The organism is methane-oxidizing endosymbiont of Gigantopelta aegis (assembly GCF_016097405.1).
In the GTDB taxonomy this organism is placed as follows: domain Bacteria; phylum Pseudomonadota; class Gammaproteobacteria; order Methylococcales; family Methylomonadaceae; genus Methylomarinum.
Genome location: NZ_JAEHGD010000001.1, coordinates 1,794,110 through 1,810,375, shown reverse-complemented (window position 1 = coordinate 1,810,375; position 16,266 = coordinate 1,794,110). Strand labels below are relative to the sequence as shown.

Below are 16,266 nucleotides of genomic sequence, written 5' to 3'. Positions count from 1 at the left end.
AGCTCTGGCAGTAATGCTGGGGCTTTTTTTATGGGTCGTGAATTTCAGCTACACTATGCTAATAATTAAAAAAGGAACTACGAGTGCAGAAAATAACAAACCTAGACGCCCCTTTTATTAGCTTAATTATTCTTTTTCTTGTTGCCCCCTTTTATATGCACCCTAATATCGGAGGACTGGGGCTAGCAGTGCCTTTTAACATTGCAGTTTGGCTAGTGTCTGTGTTTTTTAGCTGCTTTACACTGATTTATCGTTTCAGACAAGGAAGCATTCAATATAACCCAGCCTTCTTGTATTGTTTAATATTCCCGGTAATATTAATTATATCGGGCCTGTTCTCCAATATACCTCAAGCAGAAATATGGTTTTTTCGTCAGCTCTATATTCTAGGCGGATTTGTTTTTTTATTTGCTCTGCTGCAAACACAGCTCAAAAGTGGGAAGATAGATTATTTACTCTATATCTTATTTCTGGCATCAGTGCTTCACGCATTGATCGGTATCGCGCAAATTACAGATATTTCTATATTACATAAATGGATTCCATTTGATGGGAATCATCTTCCCATTGGTGTATTTCAGCAAATCAATGTAGAGGCAAGCTTTTTAACATCTGGTTTTATTATTGGGCTGTACTTAATCAGTCGTCCATCTTTTTCCGGCATTCCGGTCTGGATAAAGGGTGGCATGGTGATTGGATCAGCCTTACTGGTTTTTGTGATTGTATCGTCCGGTTCACGGATGGGGTTACTCTCATTAATTGTCGCAACTATATTGATGTTGTCTAGCAGGCATAAACAACTTTCCAAGCATAAAAAATTTATCACAGTTCTAGGGGCTGTTGCCATTTCACATAGGTAACCATAAAAAGGCGCAAGCCAGAGCGATAGAGCCTTCAAAATTTCGTTTGAGTTTGTCATATCGCGTGGCGATCGCTCTGAAATGCTTAAGTCTTGCAAACACATTTTCAACGAGATGGCGATATTTGTAGAGACACCAATCCATTTCATCATTTCCCCGAGTTGAATTCTTTTTTCTTGGGATAACAGGAACAGCCCCTTTGTCTTTAATTTGAAGACGTAATGCTTCACTGTCATAGCCTCTGTCAGCAACTATATAGTCACCTTTTGGGAGCTCTGCAACTAATTTCGGTGCTTCTTTACAGTCATGAACTTCGCCGCCTGTCACTGAGAAATGAATAGGAAGACCACAGGCATCAACGGCCATATGAATTTTACTGGTGTTCCCGGCGACAGATTTCCTATCGCTGTTTCTTGTTCACAGGCCGCACCACTACTATGCTGATGTGCTTTCACAATACTCCCATCAATAAATTCCCATTCCAGGTCTGGATCAACAACCAAGGCGTTAAAAATACCCATCAGTTTTTCTTTACGAGACCAGTCATTGAATCGTTTATATACCGCATTCCAATTACCAAAAGCCGTGGGTAAATCTCTCCAGGGACAACCTACTCGCAAGCGATAAAAAATACCTTCGACTGTTTTCGAAGACAAGGTTTGTCATAAATTCCCATTTTCAACATAATTATCTTCAGTTTCTCCCAAAGTTCATCCGTAAGCAGTTGTCGCGGCATAGTTTGCTTGTTTTTGAGTCAAAATAAACAATCTATGTGGCGGAGTTATTGAATTTCAAGGGGGATTTTCAAAACGGCAACAGCCCCTACTATTAGCTTCCTTAGCAAGTGGAATGACAGGACAATCCGGTTTTTCTCGTACGCTGGATAAAACCCAGAAAATGACGGAAGGGGAGTTCGCCTCAGCCCGACAAACCATGTATGCCATCGGCCTTAATTTAATTAAAGACAAACCCCTCTTCGGTTATGGCATTGGTAGCTTTCCACGTGTCTGGGTTGAACAAAAAGCTAAATTTCTAGCACAGCACCCCGATGCCGCCGTCACATCTGCAACAACCAGTCATCCGCATAATGAGATTTTATTCTGGTTTATTGAGGGGGGGCTGGTTGCCGTTGCCGGACTGATGGTGATTTTAATCGTTGTGTGTAAAGCACTTTATCAATGTGGGTTTTCGCGGGGAGGTGCCTATATGGCCATGTTATTCCCTATTACCTTACACACCCAGGTTGAACTGCCCTTTTATATTTCATCGGTACATTGGTTTTTATGGCTGTTTTTGATTTATCTCGTTTTCAGGCATCAACTAAAGACAGTTCCGCTCAAAATCAGCAAAATGGCATTAACGTCTCTCCAGGCTTTTATCCTTGTACTAGGACTAGCCGGAAGCGCCATGCTGATACATATTGAAAAGGCTGAGCGGGAAATTTTTAAATATATGTATGCAACGGACGGAAACTTACAATTTGCCCTGCATGATTTTTATTTTAATCGCTTTGCAGAAAAACTACTCATGCAATCCTTGCTCTATCAAAGTATTGAGCATCATGATACAAGCAAAATCCCTTTGTTTATCAATTGGGCCGAGAAAGCAATAAAACAAAATCCTGAACTCGGTATGTTCATCATGCTGAGTGATGCCTATGGCTTTATTGGTAATAAAGATAAACAATGTCAGACCGCAAAAAAAGGCGCTGCCATCTATCCACCCAATGAACGGCTACAAAAAACAGCAAAGCTGTGTTTCTAGGCCTGCCCGGTAGAACGCCTTTTAGCTAAAGCGCTGACAATAAGCTATCGTTTTTTTCATGACGTCGAGAAGCGTTGGTCTATCTTTAAAACATCAGCAAAAAGCTGTTGCAGCCCTTCTTGAATAGATTCGTGGGCGATTTCGTTTCCTGTTTCCTTATAATGCTGGGTTAAAGAAATATTTTTTCTAATGTATCCTCTGTAAGAATCCGCGCCACCCAGACATCCAGTTGTTTTTTATCCGCTGCATTGACGCGCTGTTCCACCCAAGCAGGTAATACGCCAAATTTCAGATTCAGTTGTTTTAAGAGTGTATTCGCTTCGCCTCTGACTTCCCCTCTAGCTTCACCACGTTGCTCACCTTCTTGTATCCACTGCGGTATACGTTGTGCGATCATGGTTTTTATCTCCACTAAGTCGTTAAGATTTGATGTCGTTTGTGCTGATTGCCCCGGTGGCTGTAAGACTCTGTTAATCCAAATGCTGAAGCTGCGCCTTAACCGGGTTTGTTCTGGCGCTGACAGCCATTCTATTAAATTGGAAATAACAATGTTTCCAAGGCATCCATTTCTTCTGGTTTATATTCTTCTCTGATCGGTATTTTTCGACAAATCGAATAAGACCGCTCCAGCCAGTAATATTGCTTTTCCAGAGCCTGTATATTGTCAATCAGTATGCGTTGGCTATGATTCATAACTCAATGGCTTGTTGTTTAATTTTATCAATGAAGGCACTGTTTTGTTTACCATCATCCAGTATGATATCAATTTTTTGTTCACCAAATTTCTGATAAAAATCCAGTCTCAGTTTTCTGATATCTGATTTCTTCAGTTTTTTACTGCGTATCAGCAAATCAATATCCCCTCCTTTTTTGTTGTCATCGGTTCTGGAGCCAAAAAGGTATATATGCGCGGCAGAATCCAGGGATTTCAAACTGTTTTTCAATAGCTCTATTTGTTCTTTATCCATTCTCATTGATGCGTGTCCTCCATGATCATAGGCTCGCCTGCTGCATGGGCCTCATCGTTATGCGCCAGGCTATGGAAAAGATAAATCAACAGCACACCGGCGGCGATAAAGAAAATCTGTTGCAATGAGGTTTTTATATCCGTTTTTTCATGCAGCGATGGAATCAAGTCGGCAACAGCGATATAGATAAAGCTAGCGGCGGCCATGGCCAGGAAATACGGCAGATAATAATGCAAATCTGCCAAAGAATAATACGCTAAAACGCCACCGACGACGGTCGCTAAACTGGACAGGATGTTATAAAACAAAGCGCTGCGTTTGCTGTAGCCACTGTGCAGTAAAATCGCAAAGTCTCCAACTTCCTGCGGAATCTCGTGCGCGGCGACGGCCAGGCTGGTGACGATACCTAATTGCACATCGGTCAGAAAAGCGGCCGCAATTAAGACGCCATCAACAAAATTATGTATCCCATCGCCGATAATTATCAAAGTCCCGGCCGAATGCTTGGCATGTGCATCCTGATCGCTATGCGCTTCACAAGCATGAGAATGACAATGGCGCCAAACCAGTAATTTTTCCAAGGTAAAAAACAACAAAATACCCATCAGAATCGTGCCGGATACGGCATGAATTTGTTCCGGCTCGACCTCTTCAAAAGCGTGAGGAATAAGGCCCCAGAAGGATGCGCTCAGCAATGCGCCGGTAGCAAAACTAATGCCATGAGGCAAAACCTGCTCTCTACGTGCATCCGAAAGCAATAAAAACATGGCAGCCGCCAACACACTGAGCACGCCGCCTACAGCGGTAAATATAATGATAAAAACAAGCATTAAATCCACGTTTAATCTCTCCAGATTAACGTTGCCATGCGGCCGGTCTGGCCGTCACGACGGTATGAAAAAAAACAATCTGGCTCGCTGACCGTGCAGCGGTCGCCGCCATAAATCTGGTCAACCTTGAATTTCCGCAAGTTTATCCGCGCCAGTTGATAAATATCAGCCAGCCATTTGCCACAGCGTTGTTTTTTGAAGGCACTTTCAAATGCACTGTCGCGCTGAACAAAAGCGACTCTGACGTCGTCACCCACTTCGAAACAATCCGGCCCGATAGCAGGCCCTAACCAGGCCAGATAACGATGATCAGCAGGTAGCTGCTTGAAGGTATTGTCGATAATACCGGCTGCCAGCCCGCGCCAGCCCGCATGAATAGCCGCAATCGTCTCTCCTTGTTCATCAGCCAGTAAAATGGGTAAACAATCGGCCGTCATCACCGCGCAGACAATACCGGCTTGTCGACTGAAACTGGCATCCCCTGTAACCTGTGTGATACTTGAATCGGCTGTTGCGGGAACTGCTATGGCGCTGTGTACTTGATGCAACCAGAATGGCTCGGTGGGTAATTGCAATTCCTGTCGAATAATATGCCGGTTTTCGGCAACATGCTCAGGCCGGTCACCTACATGCGCCGCCAGATTCAGAGTGGCGTAAGGTGGTTGGCTGATACCGCCGTCTCGCAACGTCGTCACGGCATGAATCGTGGTCGGTACCGGCCAGTCCGGTTCAATCCAGATCATCTTCGGCCAAGACATCAAGCAAGTTTTGCATGTCATCCGGCAACGGCTGTTGCCATTCCTTATAGTCACCAGTTTCAGGATGAATCAGCCCCAATAAGGTGGCATGCAAGGCTTGGCGCTTAAAACCACGCAACGCCTGCTCTAATGTTTCGCTGCACCCCGCCGGCAGTTGGAAGCGGCCGCCATAGACCGGGTCGCCGACCAGTGGATATTTAATATGCGCCATATGCACGCGAATCTGATGGGTGCGGCCGGTTTCCAATTTGACTCGAATCAAGGTGTGGCGTTTGAAACGTTGCACCAGCCGGTAATGCGTTATCGCAGGTTTACCTTCGGCACGAACAGTATAGCGTTTTCTATCCACCGGATGGCGACCAATCGGTTCGTCTATGGTACCGCCCGCCGTCATCCAGCCCTTTACTAACGCCAAATATTCCCGGTTAATAGTGCGTTCTTGTAATTGCGTAGTCAAACTGTGATGTGCCTTTAATGTTTTAGCCACCATCAACAGGCCACTGGTTGCTTTATCCAGCCGATGCACAATACCTGCGCGAGGCAAGGTGTTTAGTTCCGGTGCATGATTGAGCAAGGCATTGACCAAGGTACCCTGCCAATTTCCAGCTGCCGGATGCACCACCAGACCTGCCGGTTTATTGACAATCAACAGGGATTCATCTTCATACACAATATCCAGCGGAATATCTTCGGCTTCAGTTTCCATCACGACTTCAGCTTCTGCATCCAGGGTAATGGTTTCCCCACCTTCCAGTTTATCCCGGGCCTTGAGCTGCCGTCCATCGACCTGAACTTTCCCGGCCTTGACCCAGGTTTGTAACTTACTGCGCGAATAATCGCCAAACAATGCCGCCAAACATTGATCCAATCGCTTACCCGCCAGCGTATCGGGGACTTTTGCTGTCAAAATCGCCATATTCGTCCTAACTTACGTTATACTCAGGAAATCAGCTACTCACGTCCTCCCTGTTTAGTATAAAATTCGAAAAACTGTCTATATTACAACGTGTCCTCATTATTATGCGATTTATTTTGGCAAAACTTCTGTTACTTTGCGTATTCACCTTCTTGTTGCCGGCCTGCGAAACATTAAAATCTTTAGGTTCGTCCGAAAACGCCGATGACTCGGAAAATTACAGCGGCTGGGATGCGAAAAAATTCCATGACAAAGCCCGCGCCGCCATGAAAACGGGAAACTACAATCAAGCCATTAAGTTGTATGAAGCGCTGGAAGCACGTTATCCATTTGGCCAGTATGCCGCCCAGACCCAGCTTGATGTTGCCTATGCCTATTTTAAAAACGATAACCCGGAAGCTGCGATTGCCGCCGCTGATCGTTTCATCAAATTGCATCCACGCAACCCGCATGTCGATTATGCGTATTATTTAAAGGGTTTGGTCAACTACAACCGCACTATCGGCTTTCTGGACCGGTTTTTGCCGACAGATCGCTCGCAACGCGATTTGAGCGATGCGATGACAGCGTATGAAAACTTTGCTGAATTGATTCGTCGTTTTCCCAACAGTCAATATGTCAGCGACGCCAAACAACGCATGGTTGCGCTCAGAAACAATATCGCCCGCCAGGAAATCCATATCGCCCGCTTTTACATGCGCCGCCGCGCCTATATTGCCGCCGCCGATCGCGCCAATTATGTCATTGAAAACTATCAACGAACGCCCGCGGTACCTTATGCCTTGCTGATTTTGCAAAAAGCTTATGACAAACTGCGATTGGCCGACTTAGCCGCTGATGCCAAGCGTGTCTATGAACAAAACTATCCAGATGGCCCGCCCCCATTAGATCAACAAAATCCGACACCGATTGAGCGTATTTGGAACATCACAGGCCTGGACGAATAACCGCCCGATGATAAAATTGAACATACCAGCATATTGGTTCGCGCTCATTTTTATCATTCCTTTTAGCCCATTTTGCCAAGCCGAGCCAGCGCCACCCGAACCCCTGTTCCAGAATCGTTTTTTCACCCTGTCAACGGATAACAGCCTGATTTGCACGACACATGAACAAGGCTACTTTAATCGGGCGCGACTGGAACAAATCATCCACTTTTATCAGCAGCACAACCCGGATTTACAAAAATATTCAGTCGAAGTACTCACCGACCACACACACCCTAACCACCTGGCCGATTTGGCAGATTTCAGACAGCAATGCCAACACCAGGCCGAACCGGAACGCTGTGTGTTAAGCCTTTACTGGGACAACGAAGAGGCCGCCGCCCGCGCATTGGCCTTGTTTTACGATACTAAACTGATCATCAAACACAGTGATGATTATCAATCGCCACGCTTTAATGCCGATCACTTGCGCGTATTCGAAAAAGGCATTCGCAAAATCCCACCCTTTCTTCGCCGTGAAATCAATCATGCAAAACCGCATCAGAATTTTAACAAAGCGCTCGAAAACATCCCCGTCCAAATTCGCGCCTTGATTCATGATGCCTTTCCAAAAGATTATGACACCAGTACCTGGACAGACCAGACCAAGCCGTTAATGATGGTACCGGGCACAGGATACCGCGGTGAAACGGTCGCCCAAGTCTTCAGCGGCCAAAATTTAATTATTTTTACCGCTAAAGCCTTCGACAAAGCTAAAGATGGTAATTTATACCGCGATATTGGCCTGAAATACCGAGTCGATTTCAGGCTGCCTATTCTGGTTCATGAAATTGCCCACACTATTGATAATTTCCATTTCTGGAATGGTGAAGATGAGCTATTTTTTTTCTACTGGTATCGAAAAATCTCCACCGATAGCGAAACCAGCCGTAAAATCCGTCAGGCGCATCTGGCGTTATGGCCATCGAAGTGGTTTGAAGCCTTTGAATATTTATGGGAAGTCAATGAAGGGCGTTATAACGGCCGTATCCAGGAAAAACTGGCCGAACTGTTTGCGCAATATATTTTAATTCCCGAGCGACTTAAAATCAGTTCCCCCGATGCCTATCAATGGCTAAAAAACGATGTTTTCAAAGGCATCGAATATCAGGGCTACGATAGCTGCCCGGAGCCTGTCGTCGAACCTTTGAATTTCTGGCAAGATGCTATTGCACGTGCTCTAGGTGAGTAATCAACCAGCAGTTTGTCCACTATGCGACTAACATAAATGCATATAATTTTCATTATCAATTGACAACCGCTATTTTCTACCTATAATGGCTATCTGCTTTTTGGTGCTATGTGTATAACACATAACTTAAAAGGGAAGTCGGTGCGTTTAATACAAAGCCGACGCCGCCCCCGCAACGGTAAATAAAGCCGAAGCCTTGCGCTTCAGGGTCTGCCGACAACCACTGTATCGTGATGATATGGGAAGGTGACAGACCCCGGACCAGCCAGCTTATAAGCCCGGAGACCTGCCTTAAAGCGATTCGCAACAGCGGAGGGCTGAAGTCGAAAACGCTCTGTACTTTTAGTCACATTGTGTCTCCACCCTTCTGCTGTACATTAACTTATAGCTTGCACGGAGGGTGCTTGTTCATGATTTTCAAACCATTTCCCTCAACCCGATCCCTATTGCTGTCGGCCTTGGTATTCACCGGAGCCGTTCCACAAATCAGTTCAGCCACATCAGAATTGACACTGAGTGATACGGATAAAAGCCGTGAGATAAAACAGCTTCGGGACGAATTAAAACGCTTGAAAGAAACTGTCAATAAACTGGAAAATCATCTAATCCATTTGCAAGAAGGTCAGATGCGCAAGCGCCCTAAAGCGGAAGAGCCGGGGTATGCACCTTCAGCTTTAAAAGGCATCTCAGTTTCCGGGCAAACAACCGTTATTTATCAAAGCAGCAGTTTAAACCTGAAACCAGGCCAATTATTCCATGCTGATGGAACCGCTTTAACGAATTCGGAATTAGCGCCTTTACAACATAATTCCGGCGATGTAACTTTTTCGGCCGATTTAGGGGCTGTTGCCGTTTTGAAAATCCCCCTTGAAATTCAATAACTCCGCCACATAGATTGTTTATTTTGACTCAAAAACAAGCAAACTATGCCCCGACAAATGCTTACGGATGAACTTTGGGAGAAACTGAAGATAATTATGTTGAAAATGGGAATTTATGACAAACCTTGTCTTCGAAAAACAGTCGAAGGTATTTTTATCGCTTGCGAGTAGGTTGTCCCTGGAGAGATTTACCCACGGCTTTTGGTAATTGGAATGCGGTATATAAACGATTCAATGACTGGTCTCGTAAAGAAAAACTGATGGGTATTTTTAACGCCTTGGTTGTTGATCCAGACCTGGAATGGGAATTTATTGATGGGAGTATTGTGAAAGCACATCAGCATAGTAGTGGTGCGGCCTGTGAACAAGAAACAGCGATAGGGAAATCTGTCGCCGGGAACACCAGTAAAATTCATATGGCCGTTGATGCCTGTGGTCTTCCTATTCATTTCTCAGTGACAGGCGGCGAAGTTCATGACTGTAAAGAAGCACCGAAATTAGTTGCAGAGCTCCCAAAAGGTGACTATATAGTTGCTGACAGAGGCTATGACAGTGAAGCATTACGTCTTCAAATTAAAGACAAAGGGGCTGTTCCTGTTATCCCAAGAAAAAAAGAATTCAACTCGGGGAAATGATGAAATGGATTGGTGTCTCTACAAATATCGCCATCTCGTTGAAAATGTGTTTGCAAGACTTAAGCATTTCAGAGCGATCGCCACGCGATATGACAAACTCAAACGAAATTTTGAAGGCTCTATCGCTCTGGCTTGCGCCTTTTTATGGTTACCTATGTGAAATGGCAACAGCCCCTATTGAGCAAACGGCCTTTTTGATCGACAACGGTTACCTCGCCTGGCTCGAGCATCGGCACGCTGGAGGCAACCAGATGAATAATGGCCTCGACCTGTTGTTTTTCAAGGCTTCGTCCTGGATACAATGAAATTACCACCGAAGCGCTGGGTTTTTTTCGCTTACGAACAAAAACCGATTGTTTTGGAATCGCCAGTAAAACCCGAGCGGATTTTACCGTTTGAATAGTCATGATGGTACGAGCAATTTCGCCTTCCAATGCACGTTGGAATCGCATCAGTTCAATATTTTTACTGGTGCCGAAGCCGGTTTCCTTATCGAGTAACTCATAGCCTAAACTATCGCTGGTACTACGCGGTAATCCTCGTGCTGCCAATTTCAGCTTTAACTCCCGCACATTACCCGCTGGCACCATGATCGCACCAGAGCCGGTATCGACCTGATAATCGACACCCATTTCATTGAGCACATCAATGATTTCAGAGGCGTCTTGCTCGGCAACACCGGTATAGAGTAAATCGTAGCTGGGTGTCTGTGACCATAAAACAATGGCGACGCCTATAGCGACACTCAAGGCTAACCCCAACATCAAGCCGATTTGTCGGTTAATATTCAGTTTAGCCAGAGCCTGTAACGCCGGATGCCCGGATGTCTCACCCTCTTCAGTCGTCGTTAACTGCGTGCCGGTATCAGAATTAATTGTACTCGCCGCCTCTTGCTCACTCATTGTTTTTTAAGTCTCTGATTACATTGGCATATTCATAACATCTTTATAGGCTTCGACCAGCTTGTTTCTAACTTGTACCATCGCTTGAAAAGATACACTGGCTTTTTGCGAAGCAATCATCACTTCAGCCAGACTGACATCTTCATTGCCCAGCTCGAATTGTTTGGATAATTGGCCGGCCGCCTTCTGAGTATCATTGACCGCATCAATTGATTGTTTAAGCATAGCCGAAAAATCGCCACTGCTCTGACTTTCCTTAACCTTATTGCCAGCCTCCAGCGACATGGCCCGCATTTGTGCTAAAACTTGATCGACATTCATTTCGCTCATCACATTACCTTATTCTCAACCGTTTAATCTGCCATTTTTTTGACGACAGATAGACTTTATAAAATGACAAGCATTTTTCATTCCAATTATGCCAAAATAACAGCGGATGCCTGTTAAACCATTCAACACGGCACAGCGACACCGGATTCTTTCATTCTGGCGATTTTATAACGCAAGGTGCGCGGACTGATACCCAGTTTTTCAGCCGTACGCTTACGGCTGCCATTGAGCTCCTGCAAAGTTTTCAAAATAATTTTTTCTTCTACAGTTTTGACTTCCTCGCCCAATTTACTGACTTCATTTTCTGAACTGAGCTCAACTGGTGTCACGACCTGTTCCGGTTCTGAAAAATCATTCAGCGCATCGATGCCTTCAAAAATCAGATCCTGGCTCTGAATTTGTCCACCACTTTGCAAAATCAGCGCTCTTTGCACGACATTCTCCAGTTCACGTACATTACCGGGCCACGGGTAGGCCAGCATTTTTTCTTGGGCAGGCTCACTAAAAACCGGTAAGCTGTTGCCGCCACTGAAATACTTTTCTACAAAACCTTCTGCCAATGGCAAAATATCCTGTTTGCGCTCTCTGAGTGGTGGAATTTTCAACGGAAAAACACTCAAACGATAATACAAATCTTCCCGAAAACGACCTTCTTCAACATAATTTTTCAATTTCCGGTTCGTCGTCGCCAATACCCGCATATTCAGACTGATTTTCTTCTGGCTACCCAGCCGCTCCACTTCTTTTTCCTGCAATACCCGCAATAATTTCGCTTGCAAACCCAATTCCATTTCTGAAATTTCATCAAGTAACAGCGTTCCACCTTGTGCCTGCTCGAATTTACCTGCACTCGCCTGTACCGCGCCAGTAAATGCCCCTTTTTCGTAGCCAAACAATATCGCTTCCAGCATGTTCTCAGGAATTGCTGCACAGTTTATCGCCACAAAAGGTCCTTTCTGATAACCTGAATGCTGATGAATATAGCGCGCCAACACTTCTTTCCCGCAGCCACTCTCGCCTTCTAGCAACACAGTGACATCGGTTTTAGCGACTTTCCGGCATAAGCCATACAGCTTCTGCATATTTTCGGCGACCACAATGGCATTATGCCCTGTCGCTTGCCGAGTGCTGATCAAGCCTCGCACTTTTTCGACCAAAATATCGGCGGCAAACGGCTTGATCAAATAATCCACCGCCCCGGCGCGCATGGCCGAAACCGCTTTTGGAATCGTACCATAGGCCGTCATCAGCAATACCGGTAACTGCGAATATTTTTGCTGGATATTGTGCAACAGCTCAAACCCATCCATCACCGGCATTTGTACATCACTGACCACCAAACGGAAAACGCTCTTGTTCAAACAAACCAGGGCATCTGTGCCATTAGCCGCTGTCACAACGCGATAACCTTCTAATTCCAGTGTTGTCGCCAGAGCTTCAGCCAGGTCTTTATCATCTTCGACAATCAAAATATCATGCAGCTTCATGCTGAGCCTCCTTATTTTCCAGGCTGGACAGGGATACGGAGTGAGTATCAATACAGGGTAATTCCAGAATAAACTGCGTTCCTTTTCCCACCTCCGAACGACACGTCAAATGCCCATCATGGGCTTTGACGACACTGTTCACCACTGCTAACCCTAAGCCTGTACCACTCGCTTTTGTCGTGTAAAACGGTTCAAAAATGCGTTGCTGTACAGCCGGGTCAATACCAGGACCATCATCCTGAATCGTAATGCTTAAACAGCCATTGGCTGAACAACGAAGACTTATTTTAATGACCCCTTCTGTGTCACAAGCTTCTTCGGCATTGTTGATCAGGTTAATCAACGCCCCTAGCAAAGCATCTTCATTACCTCGCATAGACTCAAGTCCACTTTGATCATCGACAATCAATTTACAGCGCATTCCAGCCTTGCTATCTTGAAGCTGCGCCAATAAATGTCGTATCGAAAAGCTTTCCATCGTCATTTTGCCTTGCTTGGCAAAAATCAGCATATCGTTGACTTGCCGTTCCAGATATTGCAAGCGCTCCATTATTTTGCCGGCAAATTGTTGTCGTTGCTGTTCAGGCAGGTGTGTTTTTTTAAGTTGGGAGGCGTATAAAATTGCAGTCGATAACGGTGTTCGAACTTGATGCGCCATACGAGCTACCATTTCTCCCATTGCCGACAATTGTTGTTGCTGTGCCAGTAAATCCTGTAATGACCTAAGCTCACTGATATCGGACAGCAAAACAATCTGCTCAGCCGCATCACCTAATGAGTTGCAGGTTATATTCAATCGACGCCCATCGACCAGACTGCGCTCCTGAGGACAATCGGTGACCGGTAACAGACGCCGCTGCAAAACATCATCCCAGGCCAAACCAATCAAAGGTTCACCTAAATAGTCAATTGCCAACTGGTTGCAATCAATGACAATACGCAACTTGTCCAATACCACAACGGCGGCTGGCAAGGCCGCTAGAATCTGTTGTAAGCGTGTGGCTAGCGTTTCCTTTTCCATCAGCGTCTGCAACCTGGCGCTACGCGCTGCCGTCAATTCCTGATTTAAGCGAGCAACCTGAGCCTCTAGCCCCTGGTAGGCCTGTGCTAAGTCTTCTGATAATTGATTGAACAAATTAAACGCATCGGTTAACTGGCACGTTTTATCCGTTGAAGGTGTCATAATCTGTTGCATAATCATTCATTTTTTTACCGTGTTACAATTTCTTTAGCAAAAAATGAACCAGATTTTTTTTATCTTTATTATCAATAGATTAAAATACAACTGTCATTTTTTCGACAGCCTAAAAGCTTATTCAAGGTCATTACGAGCCTGCGAATATACGCTGGACAATTCCTAAAGCCTCTCTACAATTTGATACATCTCGACAACTTTGAAAACAGTACCCTTATAAAATGTTAACGTCAGTGACCCACTATCTTTTACGCCTTGTTGTCATTGCATTGAGCTATTTTGTATTGGGTTTAATTGGACTCCAACTGGCCGTGCCACCCAGCCAAGCGGGTGCAATCTGGCCACCTGCCGGTGTTGGCCTGGTCGCCATGCTGTTTTATGGCCCCAAAATCTGGCCCGGTATATTTATCGGTAATTTTTGTATCAGTGCCTGGGCATTTGGTTTCGATACCGCTTTATTTCCTATTTATATTGCCACAGGCACCGGTGCTACCTTAAATGCCTGGTTTGGCAGCGACCTGATAAAACGTACCATCGGCTTTCCCAATGACTTACTAACCACCCGGGAAATCGTGTATTTCCTATTGATCGGCGGCCCTTTGGCCAGCCTTATTTCTGCCAGCATCGGTATTGCCACCATGTTCTGGGCCGGTATCCTGCAACCGTCTGAAATCTGGCCTAACGGGCTAACCTGGTGGATCGGTGACAGTATTGGTGTGCTGATTTTTGCGCCGTTGCTATTGACTGTTTTCCATCACGACAGCGCAGTCTGGAAACGTAGAGGCATGTTGTTAGGTCTGCCGATGCTGATTACCTTTATTCTAGTGACCACATTTTTCCTGTTTATTCAAAAACTGGAATATCAACGCCAATATGAATATTTTACCGTGCAATCACAATCGACTACCCATCTGGTTGACGATCGTCTGCGTGAACATGTCAGAAATCTCCGCGCCATTCATGCTTTTTTTATCAACTCTGAAAAAATTGAACACAATGAATTCAAACCCTTTACGTCAATCTATCTGCAAGACTTCCCGGAAATCAAACAGATTTGTTGGTATCAGCTTAGACACTCCGATCACGCCGTTTCGATCAAGGCCTGTTCAGCTAACAATACGTTAAACACGCTTGGCTTAGCTGTTCACCCGCCTATTTCTGCCTTGTCAGCACAAACATACGCCACATTCTCACCGGTCATACGTTTTCAAAAGTTTTTACAGTTTGAGGTTCCCGTACATCAGACAAGCGATAAAACCGAGTGGGTGAGCTTTGTCATTGACCCACAGCTATTGTTCAGTGCCATATTAAAGCTGACACCACCGCTTACCCCCAATACGTTTTCCATCCTGGACAACAGAACAGGCAGAACAATTTTTATCGGGCAACAAAAAAGCCATTATGACGAAAAACTCCGCTACCCGATTCAAATTCATAATTTAGACTGGACGTTGACCTACCTGTTTACAAACCATATTGATAGTTCAACGCACTGGATGATGTGGTCTGTACTGATCATCGGCCTGTTATTTGTCAGTTTTTTGGGGACCGGGCTGTTGTTATTAAGTGGCCGTTTTTTTTCCAGTGAAGCCATTGTTAAAGAACGCACCGCCCAGCTACAAGCAGCCAAAAATCAAGCCGAAGCCAGCAATCAGGCCAAATCCCGGTTTATTTCCAATATCAGCCATGAATTGCGTACACCGTTAAATGGCATTATCGGCTTTACTCAGCTATTACAGAGACAAAATGATTTATCAGAGAACAATAAGCAGCATATCAATATTATCGAACATTGCAGCAAGCATCTATTGACCTTGATCGATGATCTGCTCGATATTTCCCGCATCGAAACCAACAAGCTCAAGCTCCATTTACAAACCTTTGAATGCAAACCATTTTGGGACGATATTATTTCCATTTTCAAACTCAAGGCTAAGGAAAAAAACATCCATTTCGATGTCAAAATTGATTGCTGCTGTTCAATGATTACGACAGATGAAAAAAGATTACGTCAAATTATCGTTAACCTGTTAAACAATGCGATTAAATTTACTAGCTATGGCTCTGTGAAATTATCTGTCACAGGCGACGATAAACGCCTGACAATTGTCATTAAAGACACCGGTTGCGGGATTTCTGAAACCGATCAAAAGCGTATATTTACGCCATTCATCCAAATTGATGAACGTGATTTTTCAAAAGAAGGCATTGGACTGGGCTTAGCTATTACGCATGAATTAGTCTGTTTGTTAGGCGGCCACATTAGTGTGAAAAGCCAGCTCAACAAAGGCAGCACCTTTACCGTTTCAATTCCACTACAAAACACATCCGAGCAGAGTAAACAAGGCCATGAAAACGCTATTGAAAAACATCCGTCTCAGTCACATAAGCAACGTATTTTGATCGCAGAAGATAACCCGATCAATATTTTGTTATTGCAAAATATTCTCGATCAACTCAATTGTACTTACGATACCGCCGTCAATGGCCAACTCGCACTCGAAAAGCTTCTGAAAAAAAACTACGATATTGCCCTAATTGACTTGAATATGCCGGTATTAT

Annotated in this window: 15 protein-coding genes, 3 pseudogenes and 1 riboswitch; of the genes and pseudogenes, 7 read left to right on the top strand and 11 right to left on the bottom strand. The window is 44.8% G+C overall.

The window, feature by feature from the left end; genetic code table 11:
• Positions 1-83 precede the first annotated feature (83 nt).
• Positions 84-860: a hypothetical protein gene (locus JEU20_RS09085; protein WP_198245185.1), complete on the top strand. Its 777-nt coding sequence runs from the start codon at positions 84-86 to the stop codon at positions 858-860.
• Here JEU20_RS09085 and JEU20_RS09080 read toward each other — a convergent pair.
• Positions 849-1,596, bottom strand: a pseudogene (locus tag JEU20_RS09080) (IS5 family transposase). The gene JEU20_RS09085 and the pseudogene JEU20_RS09080 overlap by 12 nt on opposite strands.
• A 113-nt stretch (positions 1,597-1,709) precedes the next feature.
• Here JEU20_RS09080 and JEU20_RS09075 point away from each other — a divergent pair.
• Positions 1,710-2,624, top strand: a complete 915-nt coding sequence (locus tag JEU20_RS09075; protein ID WP_198245183.1) for a PglL family O-oligosaccharyltransferase — start codon at positions 1,710-1,712, stop codon at positions 2,622-2,624.
• A gap of 169 nt (positions 2,625-2,793) precedes the next feature.
• Here JEU20_RS09075 and JEU20_RS09070 read toward each other — a convergent pair whose 3' ends face one another.
• The 6 genes from JEU20_RS09070 to rluD form a co-directional block, all read right to left on the bottom strand.
• Positions 2,794-3,021 carry an RpnC/YadD family protein gene (locus tag JEU20_RS09070; RefSeq protein WP_198245181.1) on the bottom strand — a complete coding sequence of 76 codons (228 nt, stop codon included), beginning with the start codon at positions 3,019-3,021 and terminating at the stop codon, positions 2,794-2,796.
• A gap of 134 nt (positions 3,022-3,155) precedes the next feature.
• The gene (locus JEU20_RS09065) at positions 3,156-3,317 is read right to left on the bottom strand and encodes a hypothetical protein (protein ID WP_198245179.1); all 162 of its coding nucleotides are present in this window, start codon (positions 3,315-3,317) and stop codon (positions 3,156-3,158) included.
• Positions 3,314-3,598 (bottom strand): nucleotidyltransferase domain-containing protein, encoded by a 285-nt coding sequence (locus JEU20_RS09060; RefSeq protein ID WP_198245177.1) that lies wholly within the window; start codon positions 3,596-3,598, stop codon positions 3,314-3,316. Before JEU20_RS09060 ends, JEU20_RS09065 begins: the two co-directional genes overlap by 4 nt.
• Positions 3,595-4,422 carry a ZIP family metal transporter gene (locus tag JEU20_RS09055; protein WP_198245175.1) on the bottom strand — a complete coding sequence of 276 codons (828 nt, stop codon included), beginning with the start codon at positions 4,420-4,422 and terminating at the stop codon, positions 3,595-3,597. Before JEU20_RS09055 ends, JEU20_RS09060 begins: the two co-directional genes overlap by 4 nt.
• Positions 4,423-4,433: 11 nt before the next feature.
• Entirely contained in the window at positions 4,434-5,180 is a 747-nt protein-coding gene (pgeF, locus tag JEU20_RS09050) for a peptidoglycan editing factor PgeF (RefSeq protein ID WP_245395165.1), read from the bottom strand.
• On the bottom strand, positions 5,152-6,096 hold the full coding sequence (rluD, locus tag JEU20_RS09045; protein ID WP_198245171.1) for a 23S rRNA pseudouridine(1911/1915/1917) synthase RluD: 945 nt from the start codon (positions 6,094-6,096) through the stop codon (positions 5,152-5,154). Before rluD ends, pgeF begins: the two co-directional genes overlap by 29 nt.
• A 104-nt stretch (positions 6,097-6,200) precedes the next feature.
• On the opposite strand from rluD, the gene JEU20_RS09040 reads away from it, so the two are divergent.
• The 4 genes and pseudogenes from JEU20_RS09040 (at position 6,201) to JEU20_RS09025 (ending at position 9,950) form a co-directional block, all read left to right on the top strand.
• Complete coding sequence (locus tag JEU20_RS09040) at positions 6,201-7,043, top strand: outer membrane protein assembly factor BamD (protein WP_198245169.1); 843 nt, start codon at positions 6,201-6,203, stop codon at positions 7,041-7,043.
• A gap of 7 nt (positions 7,044-7,050) precedes the next feature.
• Positions 7,051-8,274: a hypothetical protein gene (locus JEU20_RS09035; RefSeq protein WP_198245167.1), complete on the top strand. Its 1,224-nt coding sequence runs from the start codon at positions 7,051-7,053 to the stop codon at positions 8,272-8,274.
• An 84-nt stretch (positions 8,275-8,358) separates the two neighbouring features.
• Positions 8,359-8,582: riboswitch (cobalamin riboswitch) on the top strand.
• A 102-nt stretch (positions 8,583-8,684) separates the two neighbouring features.
• The gene (locus JEU20_RS09030) at positions 8,685-9,155 is read left to right on the top strand and encodes a hypothetical protein (RefSeq protein WP_198245165.1); all 471 of its coding nucleotides are present in this window, start codon (positions 8,685-8,687) and stop codon (positions 9,153-9,155) included.
• 45 nt (positions 9,156-9,200) lie between these two features.
• Positions 9,201-9,950 (top strand): annotated as a pseudogene (locus tag JEU20_RS09025) (IS5 family transposase).
• Positions 9,951-9,966: 16 nt separating this feature from the next.
• On the opposite strand, the pseudogene fliF reads toward JEU20_RS09025, so the two are convergent.
• From fliF to JEU20_RS09005, 4 genes and pseudogenes are all read right to left on the bottom strand, one after another.
• Positions 9,967-10,692: pseudogene (gene fliF, locus JEU20_RS09020) on the bottom strand (flagellar basal-body MS-ring/collar protein FliF); the annotation flags it as partial.
• A gap of 18 nt (positions 10,693-10,710) precedes the next feature.
• Positions 10,711-11,022 carry a flagellar hook-basal body complex protein FliE gene (fliE, locus tag JEU20_RS09015; RefSeq protein ID WP_198245161.1) on the bottom strand — a complete coding sequence of 104 codons (312 nt, stop codon included), beginning with the start codon at positions 11,020-11,022 and terminating at the stop codon, positions 10,711-10,713.
• Positions 11,023-11,144: 122 nt separating this feature from the next.
• Positions 11,145-12,509 carry a sigma-54-dependent transcriptional regulator gene (locus JEU20_RS09010; protein ID WP_198245159.1) on the bottom strand — a complete coding sequence of 455 codons (1,365 nt, stop codon included), beginning with the start codon at positions 12,507-12,509 and terminating at the stop codon, positions 11,145-11,147.
• The gene (locus tag JEU20_RS09005; protein WP_245395164.1) at positions 12,496-13,692 is read right to left on the bottom strand and encodes a sensor histidine kinase; all 1,197 of its coding nucleotides are present in this window, start codon (positions 13,690-13,692) and stop codon (positions 12,496-12,498) included. Before JEU20_RS09005 ends, JEU20_RS09010 begins: the two co-directional genes overlap by 14 nt.
• Before the next feature lie 245 nt (positions 13,693-13,937).
• On the opposite strand from JEU20_RS09005, the gene JEU20_RS09000 reads away from it, so the two are divergent.
• Positions 13,938-16,266: ATP-binding protein (locus JEU20_RS09000; RefSeq protein WP_198245155.1), on the top strand; the 2,329-nt coding region annotated here is incomplete at its 3' end.